General features: G+C 68.1%; 21 protein-coding genes. 7 read left to right on the top strand and 14 right to left on the bottom strand.

Features of this window, described 5'->3' with window-relative positions:
* Positions 1–6: 6 nt before the first annotated feature.
* The 6 genes from ABC138_RS01825 to ABC138_RS01850 are packed head-to-tail and all read right to left on the bottom strand — an operon-like array spanning position 7 to position 4,123.
* Positions 7–651 carry an NAD(P)H-binding protein gene (locus ABC138_RS01825; RefSeq protein WP_345912557.1) on the bottom strand — a complete coding sequence of 215 codons (645 nt, stop codon included), beginning with the start codon at positions 649–651 and terminating at the stop codon, positions 7–9.
* A gap of 15 nt (positions 652–666) precedes the next feature.
* Positions 667–1,728, bottom strand: a complete 1,062-nt coding sequence (locus ABC138_RS01830) for an LLM class flavin-dependent oxidoreductase (protein ID WP_345912558.1) — start codon at positions 1,726–1,728, stop codon at positions 667–669.
* 44 nt (positions 1,729–1,772) lie between these two features.
* Positions 1,773–2,063, bottom strand: a complete 291-nt coding sequence (locus ABC138_RS01835) for a DUF86 domain-containing protein (protein ID WP_345912559.1) — start codon at positions 2,061–2,063, stop codon at positions 1,773–1,775.
* 56 nt (positions 2,064–2,119) lie between these two features.
* Complete coding sequence (locus ABC138_RS01840; protein ID WP_345912560.1) at positions 2,120–2,563, bottom strand: helix-turn-helix domain-containing protein; 444 nt, start codon at positions 2,561–2,563, stop codon at positions 2,120–2,122.
* A gap of 47 nt (positions 2,564–2,610) precedes the next feature.
* Positions 2,611–3,450: a DUF1989 domain-containing protein gene (locus tag ABC138_RS01845; RefSeq protein WP_345912561.1), complete on the bottom strand. Its 840-nt coding sequence runs from the start codon at positions 3,448–3,450 to the stop codon at positions 2,611–2,613.
* A gap of 10 nt (positions 3,451–3,460) precedes the next feature.
* Positions 3,461–4,123, bottom strand: a complete 663-nt coding sequence (locus ABC138_RS01850; RefSeq protein WP_345912562.1) for a GntR family transcriptional regulator — start codon at positions 4,121–4,123, stop codon at positions 3,461–3,463.
* Positions 4,124–4,281: 158 nt separating this feature from the next.
* Between ABC138_RS01850 and ABC138_RS01855 the strand changes: the two genes are divergently transcribed.
* Positions 4,282–5,568, top strand: coding sequence for an Nramp family divalent metal transporter (locus ABC138_RS01855; RefSeq protein ID WP_345912563.1), 1,287 nt, complete (start codon positions 4,282–4,284; stop codon positions 5,566–5,568).
* Between the two features lie 9 nt (positions 5,569–5,577).
* Here the strand turns inward: ABC138_RS01855 and ABC138_RS01860 are convergent, their stop codons facing one another.
* On the bottom strand, positions 5,578–6,426 hold the full coding sequence (locus ABC138_RS01860) for a hypothetical protein (protein ID WP_345912564.1): 849 nt from the start codon (positions 6,424–6,426) through the stop codon (positions 5,578–5,580).
* Between the two features lie 96 nt (positions 6,427–6,522).
* Here ABC138_RS01860 and ABC138_RS01865 point away from each other — a divergent pair, with 96 nt between their 5' ends.
* The 3 genes from ABC138_RS01865 to ABC138_RS01875 all read left to right on the top strand — a co-directional run bounded on the left by ABC138_RS01865 (position 6,523) and on the right by ABC138_RS01875 (position 7,708).
* Entirely contained in the window at positions 6,523–6,819 is a 297-nt protein-coding gene (locus ABC138_RS01865; protein WP_345912565.1) for a hypothetical protein, read from the top strand.
* Positions 6,819–7,031 (top strand): DUF2945 domain-containing protein, encoded by a 213-nt coding sequence (locus ABC138_RS01870; protein ID WP_345912566.1) that lies wholly within the window; start codon positions 6,819–6,821, stop codon positions 7,029–7,031. Before ABC138_RS01865 ends, ABC138_RS01870 begins: the two co-directional genes overlap by 1 nt.
* Positions 7,032–7,132: 101 nt before the next feature.
* A complete protein-coding gene (locus ABC138_RS01875) occupies positions 7,133–7,708 on the top strand; it encodes an antibiotic biosynthesis monooxygenase (protein WP_345912567.1) in 576 nt (191 codons plus the stop codon).
* 102 nt (positions 7,709–7,810) lie between these two features.
* Here ABC138_RS01875 and ABC138_RS01880 read toward each other — a convergent pair whose 3' ends face one another.
* The 4 genes from ABC138_RS01880 to ABC138_RS01895 all read right to left on the bottom strand — a co-directional run bounded on the left by ABC138_RS01880 (position 7,811) and on the right by ABC138_RS01895 (position 12,917).
* A complete protein-coding gene (locus tag ABC138_RS01880) occupies positions 7,811–9,079 on the bottom strand; it encodes a YeeE/YedE family protein (protein ID WP_345912568.1) in 1,269 nt (422 codons plus the stop codon).
* Between the two features lie 183 nt (positions 9,080–9,262).
* Positions 9,263–9,997 (bottom strand): hypothetical protein, encoded by a 735-nt coding sequence (locus ABC138_RS01885; protein WP_345912569.1) that lies wholly within the window; start codon positions 9,995–9,997, stop codon positions 9,263–9,265.
* Between the two features lie 426 nt (positions 9,998–10,423).
* Positions 10,424–11,056 carry a hypothetical protein gene (locus ABC138_RS01890; protein ID WP_345912570.1) on the bottom strand — a complete coding sequence of 211 codons (633 nt, stop codon included), beginning with the start codon at positions 11,054–11,056 and terminating at the stop codon, positions 10,424–10,426.
* A gap of 202 nt (positions 11,057–11,258) precedes the next feature.
* Positions 11,259–12,917, bottom strand: a complete 1,659-nt coding sequence (locus ABC138_RS01895; RefSeq protein WP_345912571.1) for a sigma factor-like helix-turn-helix DNA-binding protein — start codon at positions 12,915–12,917, stop codon at positions 11,259–11,261.
* A 198-nt stretch (positions 12,918–13,115) separates the two neighbouring features.
* Between ABC138_RS01895 and ABC138_RS01900 the strand changes: the two genes are divergently transcribed.
* Positions 13,116–13,628, top strand: a complete 513-nt coding sequence (locus ABC138_RS01900) for a hypothetical protein (RefSeq protein ID WP_345912572.1) — start codon at positions 13,116–13,118, stop codon at positions 13,626–13,628.
* 401 nt (positions 13,629–14,029) lie between these two features.
* On the opposite strand, the gene ABC138_RS01905 is transcribed toward ABC138_RS01900, so the two are convergent.
* The 3 genes from ABC138_RS01905 to ABC138_RS01915 form a co-directional block, all read right to left on the bottom strand.
* Positions 14,030–14,194, bottom strand: a complete 165-nt coding sequence (locus ABC138_RS01905; RefSeq protein WP_345912573.1) for a hypothetical protein — start codon at positions 14,192–14,194, stop codon at positions 14,030–14,032.
* 228 nt (positions 14,195–14,422) lie between these two features.
* Entirely contained in the window at positions 14,423–16,021 is a 1,599-nt protein-coding gene (locus tag ABC138_RS01910) for a hypothetical protein (protein WP_345912574.1), read from the bottom strand.
* 94 nt (positions 16,022–16,115) lie between these two features.
* On the bottom strand, positions 16,116–16,817 hold the full coding sequence (locus ABC138_RS01915; protein ID WP_345912575.1) for an NUDIX hydrolase: 702 nt from the start codon (positions 16,815–16,817) through the stop codon (positions 16,116–16,118).
* Between the two features lie 74 nt (positions 16,818–16,891).
* Between ABC138_RS01915 and ABC138_RS01920 the strand changes: the two genes are divergently transcribed.
* Both ABC138_RS01920 and ABC138_RS01925 read left to right on the top strand, forming a co-directional pair.
* Complete coding sequence (locus ABC138_RS01920) at positions 16,892–17,677, top strand: hypothetical protein (protein ID WP_345912576.1); 786 nt, start codon at positions 16,892–16,894, stop codon at positions 17,675–17,677.
* 1 nt (position 17,678) lies between these two features.
* On the top strand, positions 17,679–20,612 hold the full coding sequence (locus ABC138_RS01925) for an ADP-ribosylglycohydrolase family protein (protein WP_345912577.1): 2,934 nt from the start codon (positions 17,679–17,681) through the stop codon (positions 20,610–20,612).
* The last annotated feature ends 3 nt before the right edge of the window (positions 20,613–20,615 follow it).

Consider the following 20,615-nt stretch of genomic DNA (forward strand, 5'->3'; position numbering starts at 1 on the left):
CCGGCGTCAGTGGGCGACGGTGAACCGCTGGCGCGGGTGCCGCCGCTGCTCGATCTCGTCGACGTAGGCCAGGGCGAAGTCGGTGCCGGAGATCTCCGACATCCCGTCCTCGGTCGTCACGAGCTCGTCGCCGCCGAGGCGGTAGCTGCCCGTGGTCTCGCCGGGCGCGAAGGACCCGAAGAGCGCGGCCGGGGAGACGTAGAACCAGTCCAGCTCCTGCGGGCCCGCGCGGAGGGCGTCGAGGACCTGGGCGTGGGAGAGGGCCTCGGGCTTCCAGTCGTCGAGGAAGTCCGGGGTGTCGACGAGGCGGGGACCCCCCTTCGCCACGTGGAGCGAACCGGCGCCACCGACGAAGGACAGGCGCGCGCCGTGCTCGATCGCGGCGGAGGTGAGGCGCTCGACGTGGTCCACGAGGGGCGAGCCGCCGACGTCCGCGCCGTGGGTCGCGATGACCAGGTCGTCCGCCTCGGTCGCCGCCTGCGCGAGGACGGCGTCATCAGTGAGCGAGCCGGTGCGGTACTCGACGCCCGCGGTGGTCTGCGCGGGGGCGGTGCGGCTGTAGGAGATGACCTGGTGGCCGCGGGAGACGGCCTCGGCGGCGATGCTGCCGCCGGCGTACCCGGTGCCGCCGAAGATGACGATCGTGGACATGCGTGGATCTCGCTCTCAGTTGGTGGTTGACACGTCGAAGGGGGCGACGCGCCCCTCGCTGTTGCGGCGCCACCCGAGCTCTGGGGCGACGTGCTGGGCGAAGCTGTCGAGGATGTGCAGGTTGTAGTCGACGCCGAGCTGGCTGGGGATGGTGAGCATGACGGTGTCGGCGGCCGCGATGGCAGGGTCGGCTTTCAGCTGGTCGACGAGGACGTCGGGCTCGGCGGCGTAGGTCTTGCCGAAGGTCGAGCGGAGGCCGTCGATGACGCCGACCTGGTCGCTGCTGCCCTGGCCCTGCAGGCCGAAGAAGTGCCGGTCGAGGTCGCTGACGATCGGGAAGATGCTGCGGGAGACCGAGACCCGCGGGCTCCAGTCGTGCCCGGCCTCGCGCCAGGCCGCCCGGTAGAGCTCGATCTGCTCGGCCTGCAGCTCGCCGAAGGAGGCTCCGGTGGCCTCGGTGAGCAGGGTCGAGCTCATGAGGTTGACGCCCTGGCGGGCGGTCCACTCGGCCGTCTCCCGGCTGCCGGCGCCCCACCAGATGCGGCGGTCGAGCCCGGGGGAGTGCGGCTCGAGGCGCAGCCGCCCGGCCGGGCCCGTGCTCGGGTCGGCGTCGACGAGCTGGTCGCCGCGGATCGCGGACATGAAGGTCGCGAAGTGCTCGTGTGCGATGTCGCTGCCGCGCGGGTCGGTGGAGCCGGTGTGGCCGAAGGCCTCCCAGCCGCGCAGGGCCGGCTCCGGTGACCCGCGGCTCACGCCGAGCGCCACGCGACCGTCGGAGATCAGGTCGAGCGCCGCGGCCTCCTCGGCGAGCTGGAGCGGGGTCTCGTAGCGCATGTCGATGACCCCGGTGCCGACCTCGATGTGCCGCGTGCGCGCGGCGATGGCCGACAGGACCGGCATGGGCGCGGCGCCCTGGCGGGCGAAGTGGTGGACGCGGAAGTACGCCCCGTTGACCCCGATCTGGTCGGCGCCGACGCCGATCTCGACGGCGTCGCGCAGGGCCTGCCCGGCGTCGGGGTCACCCGGCCCGCTGCCGTGCCCGTAGTGCCCGAAGCTGAGGAATCCGAAGGCGTGCATGTCGGCGACAACATCTTGACGCGACAATCAATTCCGCACGGACCTCACTTCAGACCCGGGACCACGACCTCCACGAGGTAGGAGCGAAGGGAGGGCACGTCCCGGGTCAGCGTGGTCCAGACCCGCCCCGGGTCGAGGTCGTCGTACTGGTGAGCGGCGAAGTTGCGCATGGCGACGATCTGTCGCCACGGTTGCGCGGGGAAGCGCTCGAGGACCTCGACGGGGACGCGGTTGACGCCCTCGCCGATGCGGATGAGTCCCATCTCGACGGCCCACTGGGTACGTCGGTCGGCGGCGAAGGCGTCGTAGCCACCCTCGGACATGGTCCGGAGCACGTCACAGACGGTGATCACCCCGCGGACCGCATCCAGGGCCTTGGCCGCGGCGGCGCTCACAGGGGCGTCGCCTCACGGAGAATGCGCTCGCGGACCTCGCCGCGCAACGTGTCGGCCCCGACGACGTCCACCTCGGCGTCGAGGAGGTCACGCAGGGCCAGGCGCAGTCCGACCTCGTCGAGGAGCGACGCCGTGTCCGTGAACTCGACGAGGAGGTCGAGGTCGGAGCCGGGCGCGGCGTCGCCGCGGGCCACCGAGCCGAAGATCCGCGGCGAGCGGGCGTGGTGCTGGGCCACGAGACCGAGGATCGCGCCCCGGTGACGCTCCACGCGATGTGCCAACGGGGTCTCGAGCGCGGCCTCCAGCCTGGTGAGCACGGCTTGGCTGGGGGACCGGCGGCCGTTCTCGTAGGCCGACAGGTTGGGCTGGGGGACCTGTGCGGCGTGCGCGAGCTGGGCCTGGCTCATGCCAGCCGCCCGTCGCCGTGCCCGGAGGTCCATCTCCCCACCGTACCCCCGTGGGTTATCGACCGCGATATGTCGGGGGATCAGGCCCAGGGGCGCGCCGCGAGGCCGTGGTCCTGGGCGTAGCCGGCCCGCTGGGGTGGGGTCCACCCTTCGAGCGCGGTGTCGGGGACCTTGTAGACCTCGATGCCGAGCGGACGGCACACCGCCTCCGTGTCGCCGGCCTCCGGGCCGAACATCGGGACCGACAGGTCACCGCCGGGGCAGGTCGACAGGGCCGCGAGGATGTCGATCTCGGCGAAGAACTCGAAGTAGTCGCCCTGCGTCGCCGGGCACGTCTTCATGAAGTACTCGTCGCGCTCGTTCAGGCCGGTGCACTGGAAGACATTGAGCACGTCGTGCACGTCGAACTCGGTGAGGTGCCACGGCCGCACGGCCCGGGTGAGGTTGGAGTGGCAGTGGTAGTCGAAGGGGGCGTCGTTCAGCATCTGGTTGACGTACGGGTCGCAGCGGGTGCCGAGCAGGTCGTGGACGCGCCCCCCTTCGTCGTCAACGCCGTAGTCGGCCAGCGAGTCGCCGGTGATCGTCACGAGCGGACGGAGGAAGGGGAGGGTCGACCACAGCCGGTCGTTGACGGAGACGTGCGCGGCCTGCAGCTGGCGGGTGCGCGCGGCCCACAGGCGTTCGCGGGGGTCGTGGAGGTTCCACAGGTTGAGGTCGGCGACCTGCGGGCCCTCGATGGTGACGATCCGGCAGACGTGCCCGGCGGGCACCTCCCAGGCCCGGCCGCTGCGGATCGGGATGGTGAAGGAGTCGACGAGCTCACGCCCTTCGGTCATCGAGCCGATCCGGCCGTAGAGCTCGCGGTCGACGTCGAGGGGGCCGCCGGGGTCGGCCTGGTAGGCAGCAGCGGTGAGGTCCATGGTGGGTCTCCTATCGGTGGGTGGTCTGGCGGCGGACCATGTCGAGGACGGCCAGCTCGGAGTCGTGGAGGTAGCCGCGCAGGAGCTGCTCGGCGCCGGCGCGGTCCCCGTCGGCGAGGCGCTCCCAGATCGCGCGGTCACGGGGGCCCCACGGGCGGTGGAAGGAGCCGGTGTCGCCGGCGGCGTGGAAGGCCAGGCGCAGGCGGCCGAGGATCGTGTCGAAGAACTGGTCGAGCAGGGGGCTGCCGAGCAGCCGCACCAGGACGGAGTGGAAGTGCAGGCTCGAGCTGGCGTAGTCCTCCCACCGCTCGGCACGCTCCGCGGTCTCGGTCGTCTCCAGCGCGCGGTGCACCTCCTCGAGCGCCTCGTCCGGGGCGAAGGCCGCGTCCTGCACGGCTCGTACCTCGAGGGCCACGCGGGCCGCGTAGATGTCGCGCACGTCGGCGGTCGTCAGGGTCCGCACGACGAAGCCCTGGTGGTTGCGGTGGTCGAGCAGGCCCTCGTGGCGCAGCAGGCTGAGCGCCTCGCGGGCGGTGTTGCGGGAGACGCCGAGCTCGGCGGCGACGGCGGAGTCGCGCACGGGCGCGCCGGGGACGAGCGCTCCGGTGATGATGCGCGAGCGCAGGGTGGCGGCGATCTGGGAGGTCGCGCCGCCCGGCTGGTCCTGGGTCATGGGGAGACAGTAACGACCTGCAGGTGATTGCTCAACAAAGTGCGGTCGACAATGGCGTGTTGGTCCGCACTTCGGGACCAACCGTTGACCGATTGCTCAACAATCCCTAGCGTGTGCACCCTGAACCACCCCTGACATCGAACGAGACGGAGCACGTGGTGGCACGCAACAGACTCAACGAGGAGTCCGCCCTGACAGCGCAGGTCGGCGACGCGTCGGCGCGCAAGGGGTTCTGGGAGCGCATGGGCCCGGGGCTGATCATCAGCGCGTCGTTCATCGGTCCCGGCACGATCACGACGGCGACGGTGACCGGCTCGTCCTACGGGTACGCGCTGGCGTGGGCCATCGCCTTCTCCATCATCGCGACGATCATCCTGCAGGAGATGTCCGCCCGCCTCGGCATCGCGACCGGGCAGGGCCTGGGCGAGGCGCTGCGGACGACCTTCCAGCACCCGGTGCCGCGCATCGGGATGATCGTGCTCATCGTCGCGGCCATCGGCATCGGTGGCGCGAGCTACGCCGGCGGCGACACGACCGGCACCGCGCTCGGGCTCTCCGGTCTGACCGGCCTGCCGCCCAAGCTGCTCGTCGTGGTCGTCGGCCTGATCATCTTCGGCCTGCTCATCACCGGCAGCTACAAGCTCCTCGAGCGGGCCCTCGTCGTCATGGTCGCCGTGCTCGCCGCGGTCTTCTTCCTCACGATGATCGTCGTCAAGCCCGACGTCGCCGCCATCCTGCGGGGCACCTTCACCCCGTCGATCCCGGACGGCGCGCTGCTCACGACGATCGCCCTCATCGGGACGACGGTCGTGCCGTACAACCTCTTCCTCCACGCCAACCTCGCGCAGGAGAAGTGGGGCGGCCTGCCCAAGGACCGGGCGATCCGCGACGCCAGGGCGGACACGATCGTCTCCATCGCCATCGGTGGCGTCATCACCCTGGCGATCATGATCACCGCGGCCGCCGCGATGTGGACGAAGGGAGTGACCGCCGAGTCGGGCGCGGACATGGCCACGCAGCTCGAGCCGCTGCTGGGGGACGCCGCGCCGTACGTCTTCGCCCTGGGCCTCTTCGCCGCCGGCATGACGAGCGCGGTCGCCGGTCCGCTGGGTGCCGCGTACGCGATCTGCGGCGTCATGGGCTGGGGGAGTGACCTGAAGTCGCCCCGCTTCCGCGCGGTGTGGATCGCGGTCATGGGCATCGGCATGGTCATCGCGCTGACCGGCGTCAACCCGATCCAGATCATCATCCTCGCCCAGGCGGCCAACGGCCTGCTCCTGCCGATCGTCGCCGGCTTCCTGCTCGTCGTGATGAGCCGCTCGTCGGTGCTCGGGAAGTACAAGAACGGCCCGATCGCCACGACCCTCGGTGTGCTGATCTTCCTCGTGGTCACCGGGCTGGCGGTCTACCAGTTCGCCGACATCCTCGGGATGCTGCCGGAGTGATCGTCACCCTCAGTGGTCGCACTGGCCAGAGGCGGGCAGGGCGATGAAGCAGCTCGGGCACATCCGCAGCTCGGGCGGGGGAGTGGGCTTGAGCCGGACCCGCTCGCGCCGCCCGGCGAGCTGCCGGGACAGCGCGGGGACCCCGCCGTCGGCGGGCAGGTCGGAGGCCTTGACGTGGCGGTGGCAGGACAGGCGCTCGGCGGCGGCGTGGGTGTCGTTGTCGGCCGGCTCCTCACCCGTGGTCGTGCGGACCGCAACCGCATAACCGGCGCCCACGCTGCCCTTGCTGTCGATGACCAGCGAGCTGAGGTTGGGCTCGTCGTTGGACTGGCACGCCATGGCGACGCGCTCGAGGACGGGTCCGATCCAGTGGTGCATGCGCTGCTGGGTGCGGATGCCGCTCAGCCGCTGCACCTCTGCCGCCAGCTCGCTGTAGGTGATCGTGGCGTGGTAGCGGCGCGCGATGTCCAGCAGGACCGGGCGGGCAGCGCTCGCCCAGGCGTCGCGGGCGGCCTGCGAGCCGACCTCGGAGACCTCACGCCACGAGCCGGTCGCCGGGATCACCTCGGGCGAGGAGTCGACGGGGGAGGTGACCTCGAAGCTCATCTCGCCGAGGACCTTGGCAGCGCCGTACCTGCCGCCGCTGAACTCGCCGCTGGACGCCTGGGTGCCCGTCGCGTAGTGGTGGGCCACGCCGAGGATCGCCTTCGAGTCGTAGGTCCTGCCGTCGATGACGAGCTCGTAGCCGCGGCTGCGGCGGAAACCGTGCGTCACCAGGAACTGCTCCTGACCGAGCTCGTCGTACTCGGCGACGGCGTCGTGCACGTCCTGGGCTGAGACCTGCGCGAAATCGACCATCTCTTGACCATATGCCCGTCTGGTGGTGCCGGATGACCACGTCCTTGACGTCCGCGCAGTTGGGGTGTGGTGTGGAGGGGACGAAGGGAGAAGCCGGTGCAGGACTTCGAGGTCACCTCGCAGGGTGATGGTGAGTACATGGTCCGGGTGCGGACCGACGATGGTGCGGTGACGCTGGACGTGCTGCTCGGTGGGGCCGAGTCGGTGAGCGGGGGAGCGCTCGACTCAGGTGAGGGCACGGCCCGGGCGACGATCCGGTACCTGCTGGAGCACCAGGGTGCCGAGGACCTGCCCCAGCTGGTCGACATCGAAGAGGTCCTCGCGGCCTACCCGGACGCAGCCGAGCGGATCGCGGCCCTGCGGACCGAGACGGACGAGACGAGGAACAGCTGATGAGCGCGAGGTATAAGGTCGGGGACCACGTCGGGTGGAACTCCGAGGCCGGCCAGGTGAGCGGCACGATCACCAAGGTTCACACAGAGGATTTCGACTACAAGGGCCACACGCGCCGAGCGAGCAAGGACGAGCCCCAGTACGAGATCAAGAGCGACAAGACGGACCACGTCGCGGCGCACAAGGGGTCGACCCTGCACAAGGTGGACTGAACAGCGCCCTGCTCCTGCGTTCCGCGAAGGCGAACGCAGCGTCACCGGACGGGGGCGGGTGCTTGGATGCCCTGATCGCGTGGACGCGCAGGAGAGAGGGCATGAGTCGCATGGCGGAGAGCGCTGGGGAAGCAACTGTCACCCGGATCGCGCGCCGGCGCGCCCGCCCCGGGCACGCGGGGGAGTACGAGGAGCTCGTGCGGGAGATGTTCGTGCTGATGCGTCAGCACCGGGGCTTCCTCGGGGCGGAGCTCATCCCGCCGGAGCGTGAGGGCGGGCTGTACCAGGTGGTCGTCAACTTCGCCTCCGAGGACGACCTCGCACGGTGGGACGGATCGGCCGAGCGGCGGGAGATCTTCACGCGGATGCGCCCGCACGCGGAGGGCGAGCCGGAGCACCGGCGCCTCAGCGCGATCGACGAGTGGGTCCTCGGGCCGGACGTGCCCGCCCGCACCGTCGTCCCGAGGTGGAAGACGGCCGTCGTCACGTGGATGGGCATCTGGCCGCTCGCCTCGCTCGTCCTGTGGTTCATCGCGCCGATCTGGAAGGACCTGGGTCTGCCCTTCCTGCTCTCCACGGCGATCAACGTCGTGATCATCGTGGTGGGCATGGTCTTCTTGGTCTCGCCGGTGCTGACCAAGGCGATGCGGTGGTTCCTGGTGCCGCAGCGGCGCTGACGAAGCACCCGATCCACGCCCCCTGACGTGCGAGGCCGCCCGCCCAACGCTCCCTGAGGAGGCCGCCCGCGGCCGTCTCGAAGGGGCAGGCGTGAGGTGCGCTCAGCAGACCCCGTCGCCCGGGGCGGGGGTCGCCAGCCCCATCCGACGGCGGACCTTCAGGCCGAGCCACGTGCCGACGAGGGCGACGACCGCCCATACCCAGCCCGAGAGGCTGAAGCTTGCGATGCCGGCGAGGTAGGCGCCGATGTTGCAGCCGAAGGACAGACGGGCGCCGTAGCCCATGAGGAATCCACCGAGGATCCCGGCGGCGACGACGCGGCCGGGGATACGGCGCTGGATGACGAACTGGCCACCGATGGCGGCGGCGAGGGCGGCGCCGACGATGATGCCGAGGTTGTTCAGCGTCGTCGCCTGGTCGAGCAGGGGGCCGTTGAGGTCGGCGGCGGGGCCGGGCTGCTGCCAGTAGGCCCACGTCTCGGGGTGCATGCCGAGTGCCTGAGCGACCTTGGCGCCCCACACGGCGAAGGCGCTCGTGACACCCCAGGCGCTCCCCTTCGTCATCAGGACGAGGGCGCTGAGGACGGCGAGGACGAGTCCCCCGACCCACATCGGCCAGGAGCCCCGCACGATCCGGGCCAGACCCTGTGCCGTGGGGACCGGCGCGACGGGCGGGGGAGTCCGGCGACGCTCGACGAGCAGGCTCACGGCGGCGATGGCGGCGAGGACGAGCAGGGTGACCACGAGAGCGCCGCCGTAGCCGATGTCCTCGGCGAGGGAGTAGGAACCGAAGCTCGGCAGCGTCTCGTGCCAGAAGTCGTAGCGCCAGGTGGCGGCGAAGGAGCCGACGACGAAGCTGAGGAGCGTGATCACGGTGGCGCTCTGCCCGCTGCCGACGTGGTAGAGCACGCCGGACGCGCAGCCGCCGCCGAGCTGCATGCCGATGCCGAAGAGCAGCGCGCCGACCATCGTGCCGACACCGATCGGGTCGACGCTCGGCTCGGGCGTGACGCCGAAGCCGATGCCGGTGGTGAAGATGATCGCGAAGAAGGTCGCGGTCGTGCCAAGCAGCACCGTGTGGGCACGCAGGCCCCGGCCCTGGCCGACGGACACGAGCTGGCGCCAGGCGGAGGTGAAGCCGAAACGGGCGTGGAAGAGCGCGATACCCAAACCGATGCCGAGCGCGAGGAGACCGGCCTGCTTCACGCCGTGGGTGGCGGCGAGGTAGCTGACGCCGAGGGCACCGATGACGAGTGCCGTGGTTGCCGCCAGAGACTTCGGGCGGTCCATGGCGGGCGGCGTCGTGACACCTGCCCGCTGCACAACGATATCGGGCGAAGGGGGCAGGTCCGGGTTGATCGTCGCAGTCACGGCGGCGACACTACGCCCCAACTTATTTGATGCATAACGTGACGTTATGTGTCTCAGATGGTGGGAGCTGTTGGAGTCGCAGGTTCTGGTCGACACCCCGGCCTGCCCTTCCTGCTGTCCACGGTCTTGGTGCCAGCTCGCTGAGGTCAGCGTGAGGCGCTCCGATCGATGGCGACCCTCCCGTCACTGGCCCCGGTAGCTCGCAAAGAGTGCGCGCTCGACGTCGCTGGGGCTGCTGGCCGATTGCAGCTCTGCGAGGTCGCCCAGGCGTGACATCACGGCGAGGTAGTAGGCGTACTCAGGCGTCGTCCAGCCTGCCGTCGGGAACCCGTCCCGACCCGAGACCGCACGGACGGCAACAGCCATCCACCGATCGAGGATGAGCGCCGCCGGTCTGGAGTACTCGGGGTCCGAGCGCGAGGCGGGGTCCGCAAAGGCCAAGAACTTGGTGAAGAACGCCGGGCCCCACCAAGGCAGTCGGCCGCGCGACCGATTGTTGAGATGGAAGTAGGCCTCAACGGGTGCGTCCTCTTCATCGGACCGGAGGAGTTCGAGCGCGCGGCGCGCCGAGTCGGCGAACTTGTCGTTCTGGACGACCTTATGGGTCCTCCACGGCCCGTACCCGGCGTCGCCGAAGCCCCAGGCATTGACGAGCTGGACGAATGACCTGAGATCTTCGTCGGACGAGTCGGGTCCGACAGTCCGACCGAGTTGGGTCAGGGCGCTGCGGGTAACCGTGTCGCGAGCGAGCAGACCGGGGAACGCCTTGAGGAATGCGTCGCTGATGGGGTAGGCGGGATCGGAGAAGTCCGGGATCCAGTCGTCAGGAACGCAGAGTTTCGTCGTGGCTGCGAGGTGCCTCTCGTGGCGTACTGATGCTGCGACCTTGGCGCTGAGCTGTCCGTCCGTAGGGGGCATGTCTGGGTCCTCTCGTCGGTCGTGCGTGGGTGGTTGGCGTGATCACGGAGTGAGGTCGTCGTGGACCGTCACCCGCGACAGCTCGATCTGTCCGGACGGGCTGCGCCAGAAGCTCAGCCGGCGCGCCGAGGGGCTGGCCTGCTGCAGTGCCGACCGGGCCTTTGTGATGACGGAGTCGTCTGTGTGGCCGTCCGCCTCTGTGAAGAGGTAGCAGCACAGGCGCCCCCCGCGGACCGGGGGAAGATGCCAACTGCACCGCCGTAGACAGTCTCGACGCCCAGTGGCCGGTTGAGGGTCCAGAGGTTCGCGTCGTCGACGACCCCACACGTCTGCGCGGAAGCCCGGAGCGGCTGCGAGGTCGTCGGCGTCGGAGCTCGACCGGCCGCCCTTGTCCAGCGTGATGACCCGAGGGGGTGCGTGCCGCGCTCACTTCCCGTCCGGGGTGAAGGTCAGAGCGCCGTGGTCCCAGTCGGGGGCGATCTCGACGACGAGGTTCTTGGTGTCCGTGCCGACGAAGGCGGCCTTGTAGGTGACCTCGCGGCCAGGCAGGATTGAAGTGGACGGACCGCCATCGAGACCGTTCTCGCTGTCGAAGATCTGCTCGGCCTCCTCGTTGCCAATCTGCGCTGTGATGGAGTTCAGCGTTGGGTCGAACTTGGCGCCGGTGCCGTTCATCATCGTCACCGTGAAGATCAGGCCAGGATCGCTGGAGGGAGCCGCCCACTCGGACGGCGTGAACTGCGTTGGCTTGCTCAGGGTGAGCTGCAGGCCGTCGGAGTAGGTGAACGAGGACCCGAGCTTGAGGATCCCCGGGTCGGTGCCGGTCAGGCTGGTCTCCGCCTCCGGCTCGGGCTCGTCCACTGGCTCGACCGTTTGGGTGCCCGCCGGCTCCGCCGTGGCCGTGGCCGTGGTCGTCTGGGTGACCGTGGTGACGCTCGGCTGAGGCCGGTTGGACCCGGTCGTCGTCGAGGTCGTCGGGACGCCGCCGATCATGCCGCAGGCGCTCAGCGAGAGGGACAGGGCTCCGAGGATGGGAATGAAAATGGTGCTGTTCTTCACTCGATTCTCCTTGATGGTGTTTGGTTGATCAGTGGTTTGTTGGGAGGACTCGACGGCACTTGCTGCACGCCACTCGTTCTCCTCGAGGGTGAGGCTGGTAGCGTCTCTGCATCTTCCTGGTGGTCCCTGATGAGCTGGGCGAGCTGCTGGGCCTGCCCTCTGCTGGTGACGCGAGTGGGTGCCCCCGGTGTCGTCTTCATGGTCAGTCAGCTCTGTCCGCAGGGAGAGTCGCGACGAGCTCAGCCACGTGCTCATCACCTCTTGCGACGAGCAGTGCAACGGCGTCTCCCCCTGGAGCGCCGATGCAGCTGGCCACGGCAGCGCGTGAGGTGAGGTGACTCGCGCCGAGGCCGGTGAGCTCGGTGAGCATCTGGGTAGGGCTGCCTGCGAGTGCCTCGTCGACGACGTGCGCCGAGATGGTCCGGTCGGCCCGATCGACGGTCAACCGGAGGAGGTCTCCCTTCCTCGCGCCGACATGTTCCGCGACCGCGCGAATGGACCCGATGCTCGGACCGGTGTGGCTCGTCTCGGCCCACGCGAGAGGGATGTCGGTGCCTGCATGGCGCAGCTGGATGGCCATGGGGGGACTGCCGTCCAAGAAGACGGCAATCTCATCCGGGATCGCCCGTCCGCTGCCGCGCAGGATGTCGTGATCCGCGCGGACGTGCCACGCCAGCCGGTCAGTGTCGTGCCGGTACAGACCGGGCACCTTGACGGGTGCGGTGACGGGGACGAAGGGGTCGTCGCCGGGGCGCAGCTCGATGATGCCGTCGCTCACCCGGAAGACCGGCGCTCCGCTGTACGACAGAACCGAGCCCGTCGAGACGCCGAACTGCTCCGCGAGGTCCTGAGCGAGCGCGCTGAGCTGCACCGGGCCACCGGTCAGGCGCTCGACCATGGCGGGGACAATGCCCCCGTACTCGGGGAGACCCCACGCACGCAGCGCCACGTGGTGCCGGCTTGAGCGCATGACGAGTGGTTCGCCGAAGATCCGGTTGCGAAAGCCACGGCGGTTGAAGTCCTCGTCGATGACGTCGGCGATCTCATCCGGAGTCATCGGTCGTTGGCGGACGGCCAGGACGGCCACGCCCTTCGTCGCGATGTTGCGGGGCCAGAGGACGAGGTCACCCTCGAGCCGCCGAATGCCCTCGATGGACGTCACGGCGAAATCCACGTGGTCCGGAGCGACCCCCGCGTCCAGGAGTTGCGAGCGGAGGGCCTGCTCGTCGATGAGTGGGCCCTCGTCGACGAGGGGGAGGTCGGCCGGCCCAGGCAGCTGGAAGTCGCTCTTGCGGACGATCCCTTTCTCACCGTCATGGACGTAGCCACCGACGTGCAGCAGCAGACGGAAGGTCTCGGCTTCGGGCGTCATCTCGCCGTCGATCGGAACTTCCGAATCGGGCGCCAAAGTACCCAGTCCGTCCTCGAGCTGGAAGAGTGCCCATCGCACGGGTCGGTAGTCGTCGTCCCGCAGAGTCCCCCGGAGCTTCTTGAGCAACTGGGTCTCGATCTGGCGCACCCGCTCGCGCGTGACGCCGTGCGCCTGACCCAGCTCGTCGAGAGTCGCCCGGCCGGAACCGAGGCGCAGGAGCCGTCGGGTCAGGATGTCGGACTCCCGGTCGTCGAGGGTGGTGCGCCACAGTGTCAGGAGGTCGATCGGCGTTGATGTGCTCCGAGCCGGGATCTTCCAGCCACGGAGACGCTCGACGGCGTCCGTTACCTCAGAAGGCGTCGGAGCGGAGAGCGCCTCCTCCACACCGCCCCATGTCGTCACGCCAAAGGCGAAACGGGCCCACTCGAGCAGCGTCGCGAGGTCCGACGAGTGCTCGAAGGCGGTGGTATCGGAAGTGTTCTCTGACATGAGAACAATCTAGCGGTGAGCACCGACAACGATGTCTGATGGGGCTGTGCTAATCGAGGAGAATGAGTCAAAGATGTCGACGCCAGGACGGCTGCGCGCTGGGGTTTTCCGCCTTTCCCCGAGTGCTCCGATAGCGTAAAATAAAGTCATGGCAGCGAGGGGAATCGCAGCCATATCCACTCTTACGGAAGGCTCATCATGAGTTCCATTTGGCTCGTCGTGTCCGGATCTGATGTCCCCGTCGACGGTGAGGGATTCCACATCACCGAGGCGGCCGCGAAGTCGCGCGTGGCGGAGAAGCTGGCCGAGGACCGCGCTGCCTACGACCGTGCCAAGACCTGGTTCGAGGTGTCCTTCGACGAGTTCCGAGCTGTCCGTGGCATGCCCAGCTCCTACGGCGTCCTGGAGGTGGAGGACGTCGAGCTCGAGATCCATCACGGAGGCTCGGTGCCGGACGCAATATGGGTGCTGATCGAAGGTGAGCAAGTTGGCGTGGACCACGGCTGGGTGACCCGCGAAGGGGTGGAGGAACTGCTCCTGGACCATAACATCGCAGCCCACGAATACTGGGAGGTCTCCACGGAGCGCGCAGAAGGGATGTCGTTCATCGACTTCCACAAGAACGGGTGGAGGAGCCGTGTGCTTTGCATCGCGAGGAACGACGGGCGATCGATCGAGCGGCCGGGCGCGACAGTACTGTCAATCGAGTAGATGTACTGAATCGCTCATCGGGCCCCCGAGCCGATGACGACCATGCGCGACGACTTGGGGACCTCACCTGGGTCGATGTGGACGACTAGGTCGGGAGCGGTGCGAGTCAGTGACTGGGCGCCGAACCTTTTGACGTGGGGCGCGCATGTTGACAACGGGTCACTGTTGGTTGATTCCTTCTCGCGCATAGGATTTTACGCAAACCACCATTTCGAGTGACATTCCGCTCGGACGTCCTAGTCATTGGCCGTAGGTACCGAAATGCGGTCATGGCGTCCGCTCAGACAGTCATCCGCAGTGGTCGCACTGGCCCGACGACGGGAGGGCGATGAAGCAGTTAGGGCACGGCGTCGGCGCAGGCGGGGGAGCCCCCTTACTCCGAACCCTCTCCCTGCGTCGGGTCAACTGCGGTGGCAGCGCCGGCGCTCCGCCGTCAGCGGGCAGGTCATGGCCTCGAAGTGACGGTGGGAGGCCAAGCGTTCGGCGGCCGCGTGGGTGTCGTTGTCGTCCGGCTCCACGCCCATGATCGTGCGCGCGGCTACTGCGTAGCCCGTGCCCATCTTCATCACGAGTTCGGCGCTTGGTGAGGTCCGGCAATCACAGGTGACTCTGGTGGAGGCACTCAACGGGTTGGACCCGAGCGACACTCGACTGCACGACGAGATGGTTGCACTCCTGCAGGCGTGATGGCCTCTCCCCGCTAGCGCCGATGGGGAGAAATGGACTCGCGCATCTGGGGCTGCGTCGTCGGCGACATCCGCCGTCACATGGTTCGGCGGAGGGGAAGGTCGTTGTCATCGGGCCAACGACTCCGGCGTAAAGACGTAGTTGCGGTACGAGCCCATGAGCTGTTGCAGAGTGAGTCGCGCGTGGATCTCGGCACTGAACGTCGTGGTCTCGATGCCGTCGTCGCGCGTGAACGCGAGCAACACGCCCGTGTCATCGGTGTCGAGGGTGCCGAATGGCCGCTGGCTGCGATCCATGGCGTTGTGCACGCGGAATCTTTTCGTGGGGGAGTCGGCCAGGGCCGAGCCCAGCATGTGGGTGCGGAGGCCCGCGAGGTCCTCCGTGGACAAGTCTCGACGCGTGAGGATGCGGGTTGGCTCACCCCCGCGGTGGTCGACGAGCATCAACCGCTGGGAGTCGATCAGCGTCGCGGCGACCTTGAGTCGATCTGCGTACCACCTGACTTGAGCAAAGTCGGGTGTGTCCTCCCACCGTTGGCCGTGAGCACTCTTGATGCGCTTCTTGACCTCGATGACGTGGATGGGGTGTCTGTCGCGGTCGAGAATGACGAAGTCGGCCAAGCGCTTGCCGATCCTGTACTCCCGGACGAACGTCATGTCCTGGTCCGGGATGAGCCACCTGAGGAGCGGCTCCACGATGTGGCTCGAGACATGTGCTTCTAGCTTGAGCGCGCCTGATGCGATGTCGCGCCACTCGTCAAACGTCATGGTCGTGGGCGAAGGGAGATCCGCCAGCCCGGTAGGGGTGGCGGCGATGCGATCGACTTCGCTCTGCTGCGCGCGGTCCTGAGCGAAGAACTCCAGCCTGGTGATGGCGCGAGGATCCATGAAGATTCCGGACCGTGATCTCAGGACGAGCCCACCGCCAGTGCTGTCCAACAAGCGCTCGAGCGGGATGGGCTCGATCTTCACGAGAGGGGTGGTGTCCACCCACCACTGCGTGGGGCTGAACTGGACCTTCCCCGCAGACGCTTCGTCAAACTCCTCGCGCACGAAGTGCGCGTCGGACGCAGCGCGAGCGATGAAGTGCACAGCCTTGCGAGGCTTGATGAAGTAGATGAGCAACAGGTCACCGCGCCGCGTGTTGGACGCCGCAGTCCACTCGTTGACGTACATCCCGATCCGCGCTCCCCGCGCTTGCTCCTCGAGCTCGTCGCTGTCGGGGTAGGACTCGTCGCTCCCGAAGAGCAGCCAAGCGCTCTCGGGAGCAAGATCGCGGGGATCGTCGGGGGGGACCCAGTTCTTCGCTGACGTTGCGGGCTCCGCGGTTTCGCAAGCGTTCCAAGCGCGTCTGTACGCGTCAATCTCGTCAACGAGAGGATCCGCCGCCCAGACAGTGTCGAGAGATCGCTCGAAGGCAAGGACTGGCGCATGCTCCACGAGGTCGTCGTCGTACTCCATCGTGCTCCAGTTGAGGGCCCCAGTTGCGGGTTGTGGCTGGCGCTCAACCCATCCTCGTACGAGGCTCACCTCTTCGTCCGGATCGAGGATCGCTCGCACGAGAATGCGTGAGGTGATTTCGTCGATGGTCGCGACGATGAAGGTGGAGCGAACCATGAAGTGCACTCGAAGGGGCTCGAACTCTGGATTGGTTCCGGACAGGGCCTCGACGAGAGGCGTCAGTCTGGGGTCGGGCGGACTGCTCATGACGTTCCTCTGCTCGTGCCGGTCTCCCCACCGCAGGACCAATGATGCACGCGGGGGACCCATCGCGCCAGATCCTCGTCGTAGCTGTTGAGGCCTACGGCTGAGCCTTCCGATACAACGTCGCCGGCCGCCCCCGATGAGCGGTCGACCTCACCACCTCACCACCGCGCATGACCGGCTTCAGCTGAGGCTTCATTCGCCGCGCGAAGTTGTCCTTGTGCAACTCCTCGCCGACGACCGCCTCGTGCACCTTGCGCAGCTGGTGCAGGGTGAAGGGCTCGGCCAGGAACCCGTCCGGATCGGGCGCGGTGTCGGAATAGCGGTACCTGAACTCGTACCGCTCCCGTAGTGATTCGACTGCGGCAGAGACGATCTCGTCGTGGTCCCAGAGCATCGGCCCGCCGTCCTCGAGCGACCCATCGCGCGACACCGCGACGAGCTCCCCCCTCGCTCCCTCGAGCTCGTGCTCCGGCATCGACACCGAGTAGGCCACCGAGATCGCCCACGTCCGGTCGTCACGATCGGGTGCGTCGAAGAGCCGGAGCAGCCGCGGGGGAGTGACCGCGCTGGGGCGCACCCCGACCTTGTGCTCGAAGACGTCCTGCACCGTGTCCACGACCGTGTGCCGTTCCCGCAGGAAGCGACCCGGCAGCACCCGCCCATCGGGGTCCCACCGTTCCTGCACGAGCACCCGCAGGGCTGCGTCGTCGGTGCCCGCTGAGGTGACGGTGAGGACCGCCAGGTCCACGGTCACGCCGGGGCGGGGGTAGGCGTCGAGGGAACGTCGTCGGGACATACCTGCACATTAGCGCGGATCACGTGCTAATGTTTAGCGAGAACAACACGCTAAAGGTGAGGGGAGCGATGGCGATGACTGAGCACGAGATGGCGGCGGGGGTCGCAGAGATCAACAGGGAGTGGCGGGTCCTCGAGCACCGGCTGCGGACCTTCGTCCACACGATGGAGGTCGAGGGCGAGAGCCTCGTCCTCGAGGTCGGGCGGGACGGCGAGCTGCACGACCTGCCGACGGTGGAGTTCGTCATGGGTGAGGTCCTCGTGCTGGCGATCGGCGGCGACCACCTGGACGAGCGTCACGGTGGTCGCAGGGCGCTCGTGAGCCGGGCGATCACGTGGCTGCACCGCAAGTGCGCCATCCCGCACCCGCACCTCCTGACGCACCGGGCGTCCGGACCTTGCGCCCAGTGGTCCGGTGTCCTGGGTCTGGAGTGGACGAAGGGGGCCGGCCCCGGCGTCCACCACGTCGCCGACCGCGACACCCTGCTCGACCTCGTCGAGGAGACCATCGGGAGCTCGATGCCCGTGGGTCGCGACGAGGACGACGACTTCTTCGTCGACCACGACGGCCAGCGGGTCTGGATCCGCCTCCTCCCGGGCACGCCCGGCATCGAGATCTTCACCCGCGTCGCCCACAGCGCCCATTCGCGCCGGCAGGCCGCGGTCGAGGCCGGGATCCTCAACCGCTCCACCCCGTGGATCCGGTGGCAGGTCATCGGTCGCGATGTCGTCCAGACCGCGATCGTCGACACGTCCCCCTTCGCCCCTGAGCACCTGACGACGACGCTGGAGCTCTTCCTCAGCGCGCTGAGCGCGACCCGAGACGACCTGGCGCTGCGCGTCGGGGGAGAGGTGGCCTGAGATGGACCTCACCACCGCACAGAAGGACCGCGCCTGCGGTGTCATCCTCGGCTCCGCCGTGGGTGACGCGCTCGGCGCCGGCTACGAGTTCGGCTGCGCCGCAGTCGGTCCCGAGGGTCCGGCGATGATCGGCGGCGGCCTCGGCAACTTCGCGCCGGGGGAGTGGACCGACGACACGTCCATGACCTGGGCGATCGCGGCCGTCGCGGCGAAGGGGGCCGACCTCACCTCCCCGGAGGCACTGGACGAGATCGCGCAGGGCTTCCTCGACTGGTACGCCTCCGGCCCGCCCGACGTCGGCACCCAGACGCGCCGGGTCCTGTCCTCCACGCTCTCTGTCCTTCGAGACGGCGCTGGCGCGCCTCCTCAGGATCCGGAGGTCACCCCAACGCTCCCTGAGGAGCTTGCGCAGCAAGCATCTCGAAGGGACGACCCAGGCCACCTCGCGAGCGGCATGACCCAAGCCGCCGCCCACCTCCACGAGCGCACCGGCCGCACCGGCGGCAACGGCTCCCTCATGCGGACGAGCCCGGTCGCCCTCACCCACCTTGGCGACCCGACCGCGATCGTCGAGGCAGCGATGGCGATCTCCGCGCTCACCCACACCGACCCGCGGGCCGGCCAGGCCTGCGCTCTGTGGTCACTCGCGATTCGCCACGGCGTGCTCGAGGGGAAATTCAACCTGCGGTCGGGGCTGCAGTTCCTCCCGCTCGAGGCGCGCGAGTTCTGGACCGAGCGCATCGACGATGCCGAAGCCTGGGACCCCAAGACCTTCACCCCCAACAGCTACGTCGTCACTGCGCTCCAAGCAGCTTGGTCCGCGATCTGCCACACCCCGGTTCCGGAGGACGTGCCGTGCCTGCACCTGCAGGACGTGCTGGCGACAGCGATTGGGATCGGCAACGACACCGACACCGTAGCCGCGATCGCCGGCGGTCTGCTGGGTGCGCGCTGGGGTGCGTCCTCGGTGCCCGCGGCCTGGCGTCGGATCGTTCACGGCTACCCGGGACGGACGGCCGAGGAGCTCGTCGAGCTCGCGCACCTTGCCGTGCACGGTGGGCGGTCCAACGGGTACGGCTGGCCGGGGCGGCAGTACATCCCGTACGTCCAAGCCGACCGGCCTGTCCTCGTGCAGCACCCCTTCGACGAAGGGGTGTGGCTCGGCAATGTCCTTGCGCTCGATGACCTGCCGGACGAGATCACCGCGGTCGTCAGCCTGTGCCTGACCGGCACGGAGCAGGTGCCCTCAGGGGTGGAGCAGGTGGTCTTCCGCCTCATCGATGAGGCTGCGCCGGAGTCGAACCTCAACCTCGAGTTTGTCCTCCGTGACGCGGCGCAGACTGTCGCCACCTTGCGGGCGGAAGGCCACCAGGTTCTTATCCACTGTGTAGCCGCGCAGTCGCGAACCCCCACGGTGGGCATCGCATACGCCATGCTCAGCGGAGTCGAGGTCAAGGCCGCGACGAAGAGGGTTAGTTCAGCCCTGCCCGCAGCGTCACCGAACAGGCGATTCCGTAGGCAACTCGATGACTGGGAGAGTCGAATGAGTGAGTTTGCGGACGCCGAGGGTATGGCTGCGCGCGAGGAGCCGTTCGAGCCATCCCCGCAACCCTCGGTCGCGGGATCCTCAGCCATGTTTCAGAGCCTCGCCTGGGCCTTTCGTCGCGGCGGAGATCAGCAACGTCAGGCAGCTCGACAATTGTTGTTGCGCGCGGGTGTTTGGTTGCCAGTCGAGACGTATCAAGCGTGGCCAGTGTTGCTTCCGTGGGTCGTGAGGGACAACTCGGTCGCTGCCTCGAAGACCAAGGCGACCGTGACGGGGAAGTCGTTGATCAAAACGGCATCCCCAACGACCGGTCTTCTTCGCTCGGACAACTCTCCTGTTGGCACGTTGAAGAATGATCTTCCAGTCATGTGGTCTGGTGGGCTCGAGGAGACGTTCAAGTCGAAGGCCCTGAAGAGCGGGACGCACGAATGGATGCAGTCTCACTGTTGGTCCTACCTGTCTGACACGGGTCAGAGCACAGCGACGCACCCGCTGACCAACAGCTTCGTGCCAAACCTTGTGTGGCTTCCGCACGCAATGGGCAGGCTCACGGACGACGAACGGCTGGTATTCGCAGACGAGTTGCGTGCGATCTCGTGGGCGCGATATCGGCACGTCGACGTTGACCCTGCGCTCCGAGACGTGGTTGAGGAGGCGTGGAGTCTCCTCGACCCACCGACCGCGGATGACCTCCAGTGGGCAGAGTTGACCCGAGCCAACGAGTTCGTTGTGCCCGCGAAGTTTTACCAGTCGAAGGTCGCGAAGGTGCGCAGCATCTCGGCCTACTTGGAGAAGTTGAGAGACGGGCAGGACGGCAGCGCCGTGGACCTTTCTCCGGCGGTGTACAAGGCGAGCCTGGCGTCGGTGGACCCGGATGGGCGCTCACGCCTCCAACAGCACCTCCACCCATTCTTGGCGGCGGCCATGCAGTTCGTCGCACCAGTCGAAGTGGCACACCAAGTGAGTGCGAAGCTGAAGACGAGCCAAGGCTCCGGAGGGGCTGGTCACGGTGGTCACACGAAATTCGACATCCACTCTCCGAACGGGACCGTAACGGGCCTGGCACGTAGCCAAGTCGCTCTGCGCCTGGTGCACGAGGTGATCGCTGTGGGAGTGACCCCGGTTCAGGTCCAGCAGGTCCTCAAGGCGAATATTCGGCAAGTTCCGGGGATCGCCCATGGAGAAGTGCTTTGGAAGAGCATGTCGGATGCTGGGGCGCCCGCCACCATGGACAAGTGGTTCGTCAATGAGCCGATTCACGAAGATGGGGATACGTGGGTCCTGAAGAAGAACTCGTGGACCCAGGAGTTGGCAGCCAAGGCATTCCCGGCCTTGGAGGAACTCTCCGGTGGGCTGGTGAAGGTCACCAGCATTTCCGACCACCCATAGAAC

Source organism: Janibacter sp. LM, from assembly GCF_039631275.1.
Taxonomy (GTDB): Bacteria; Actinomycetota; Actinomycetes; order Actinomycetales; family Dermatophilaceae; genus Janibacter; species Janibacter terrae.

Bases quoted from the DNA above. Each gene is read 5' to 3' on its own strand.
- ABC138_RS01925 (WP_345912577.1), top strand. From the start codon at position 17,679: ATGGACCTCACCACCGCACAGAAGGACCGCGCCTGCGGTGTCATCCTC.
- ABC138_RS01895 (WP_345912571.1), bottom strand. From the start codon at position 12,917: ATGTCAGAGAACACTTCCGATACCACCGCCTTCGAGCACTCGTCGGAC.
- ABC138_RS01915 (WP_345912575.1), bottom strand. From the start codon at position 16,817: ATGTCCCGACGACGTTCCCTCGACGCCTACCCCCGCCCCGGCGTGACC.
- ABC138_RS01905 (WP_345912573.1), bottom strand. From the start codon at position 14,194: ATGAAGATGGGCACGGGCTACGCAGTAGCCGCGCGCACGATCATGGGC.
- ABC138_RS01920 (WP_345912576.1), top strand. From the start codon at position 16,892: ATGACTGAGCACGAGATGGCGGCGGGGGTCGCAGAGATCAACAGGGAG.
- ABC138_RS01845 (WP_345912561.1), bottom strand. From the start codon at position 3,450: ATGGACCTCACCGCTGCTGCCTACCAGGCCGACCCCGGCGGCCCCCTC.
- ABC138_RS01885 (WP_345912569.1), bottom strand. From the start codon at position 9,997: ATGCCCCCTACGGACGGACAGCTCAGCGCCAAGGTCGCAGCATCAGTA.
- ABC138_RS01870 (WP_345912566.1), top strand. From the start codon at position 6,819: ATGAGCGCGAGGTATAAGGTCGGGGACCACGTCGGGTGGAACTCCGAG.
- ABC138_RS01900 (WP_345912572.1), top strand. From the start codon at position 13,116: ATGAGTTCCATTTGGCTCGTCGTGTCCGGATCTGATGTCCCCGTCGAC.
- ABC138_RS01840 (WP_345912560.1), bottom strand. From the start codon at position 2,563: ATGGACCTCCGGGCACGGCGACGGGCGGCTGGCATGAGCCAGGCCCAG.
- ABC138_RS01830 (WP_345912558.1), bottom strand. From the start codon at position 1,728: ATGCACGCCTTCGGATTCCTCAGCTTCGGGCACTACGGGCACGGCAGC.
- ABC138_RS01910 (WP_345912574.1), bottom strand. From the start codon at position 16,021: ATGAGCAGTCCGCCCGACCCCAGACTGACGCCTCTCGTCGAGGCCCTG.
- ABC138_RS01825 (WP_345912557.1), bottom strand. From the start codon at position 651: ATGTCCACGATCGTCATCTTCGGCGGCACCGGGTACGCCGGCGGCAGC.
- ABC138_RS01860 (WP_345912564.1), bottom strand. From the start codon at position 6,426: ATGGTCGATTTCGCGCAGGTCTCAGCCCAGGACGTGCACGACGCCGTC.
- ABC138_RS01875 (WP_345912567.1), top strand. From the start codon at position 7,133: ATGAGTCGCATGGCGGAGAGCGCTGGGGAAGCAACTGTCACCCGGATC.
- ABC138_RS01850 (WP_345912562.1), bottom strand. From the start codon at position 4,123: ATGACCCAGGACCAGCCGGGCGGCGCGACCTCCCAGATCGCCGCCACC.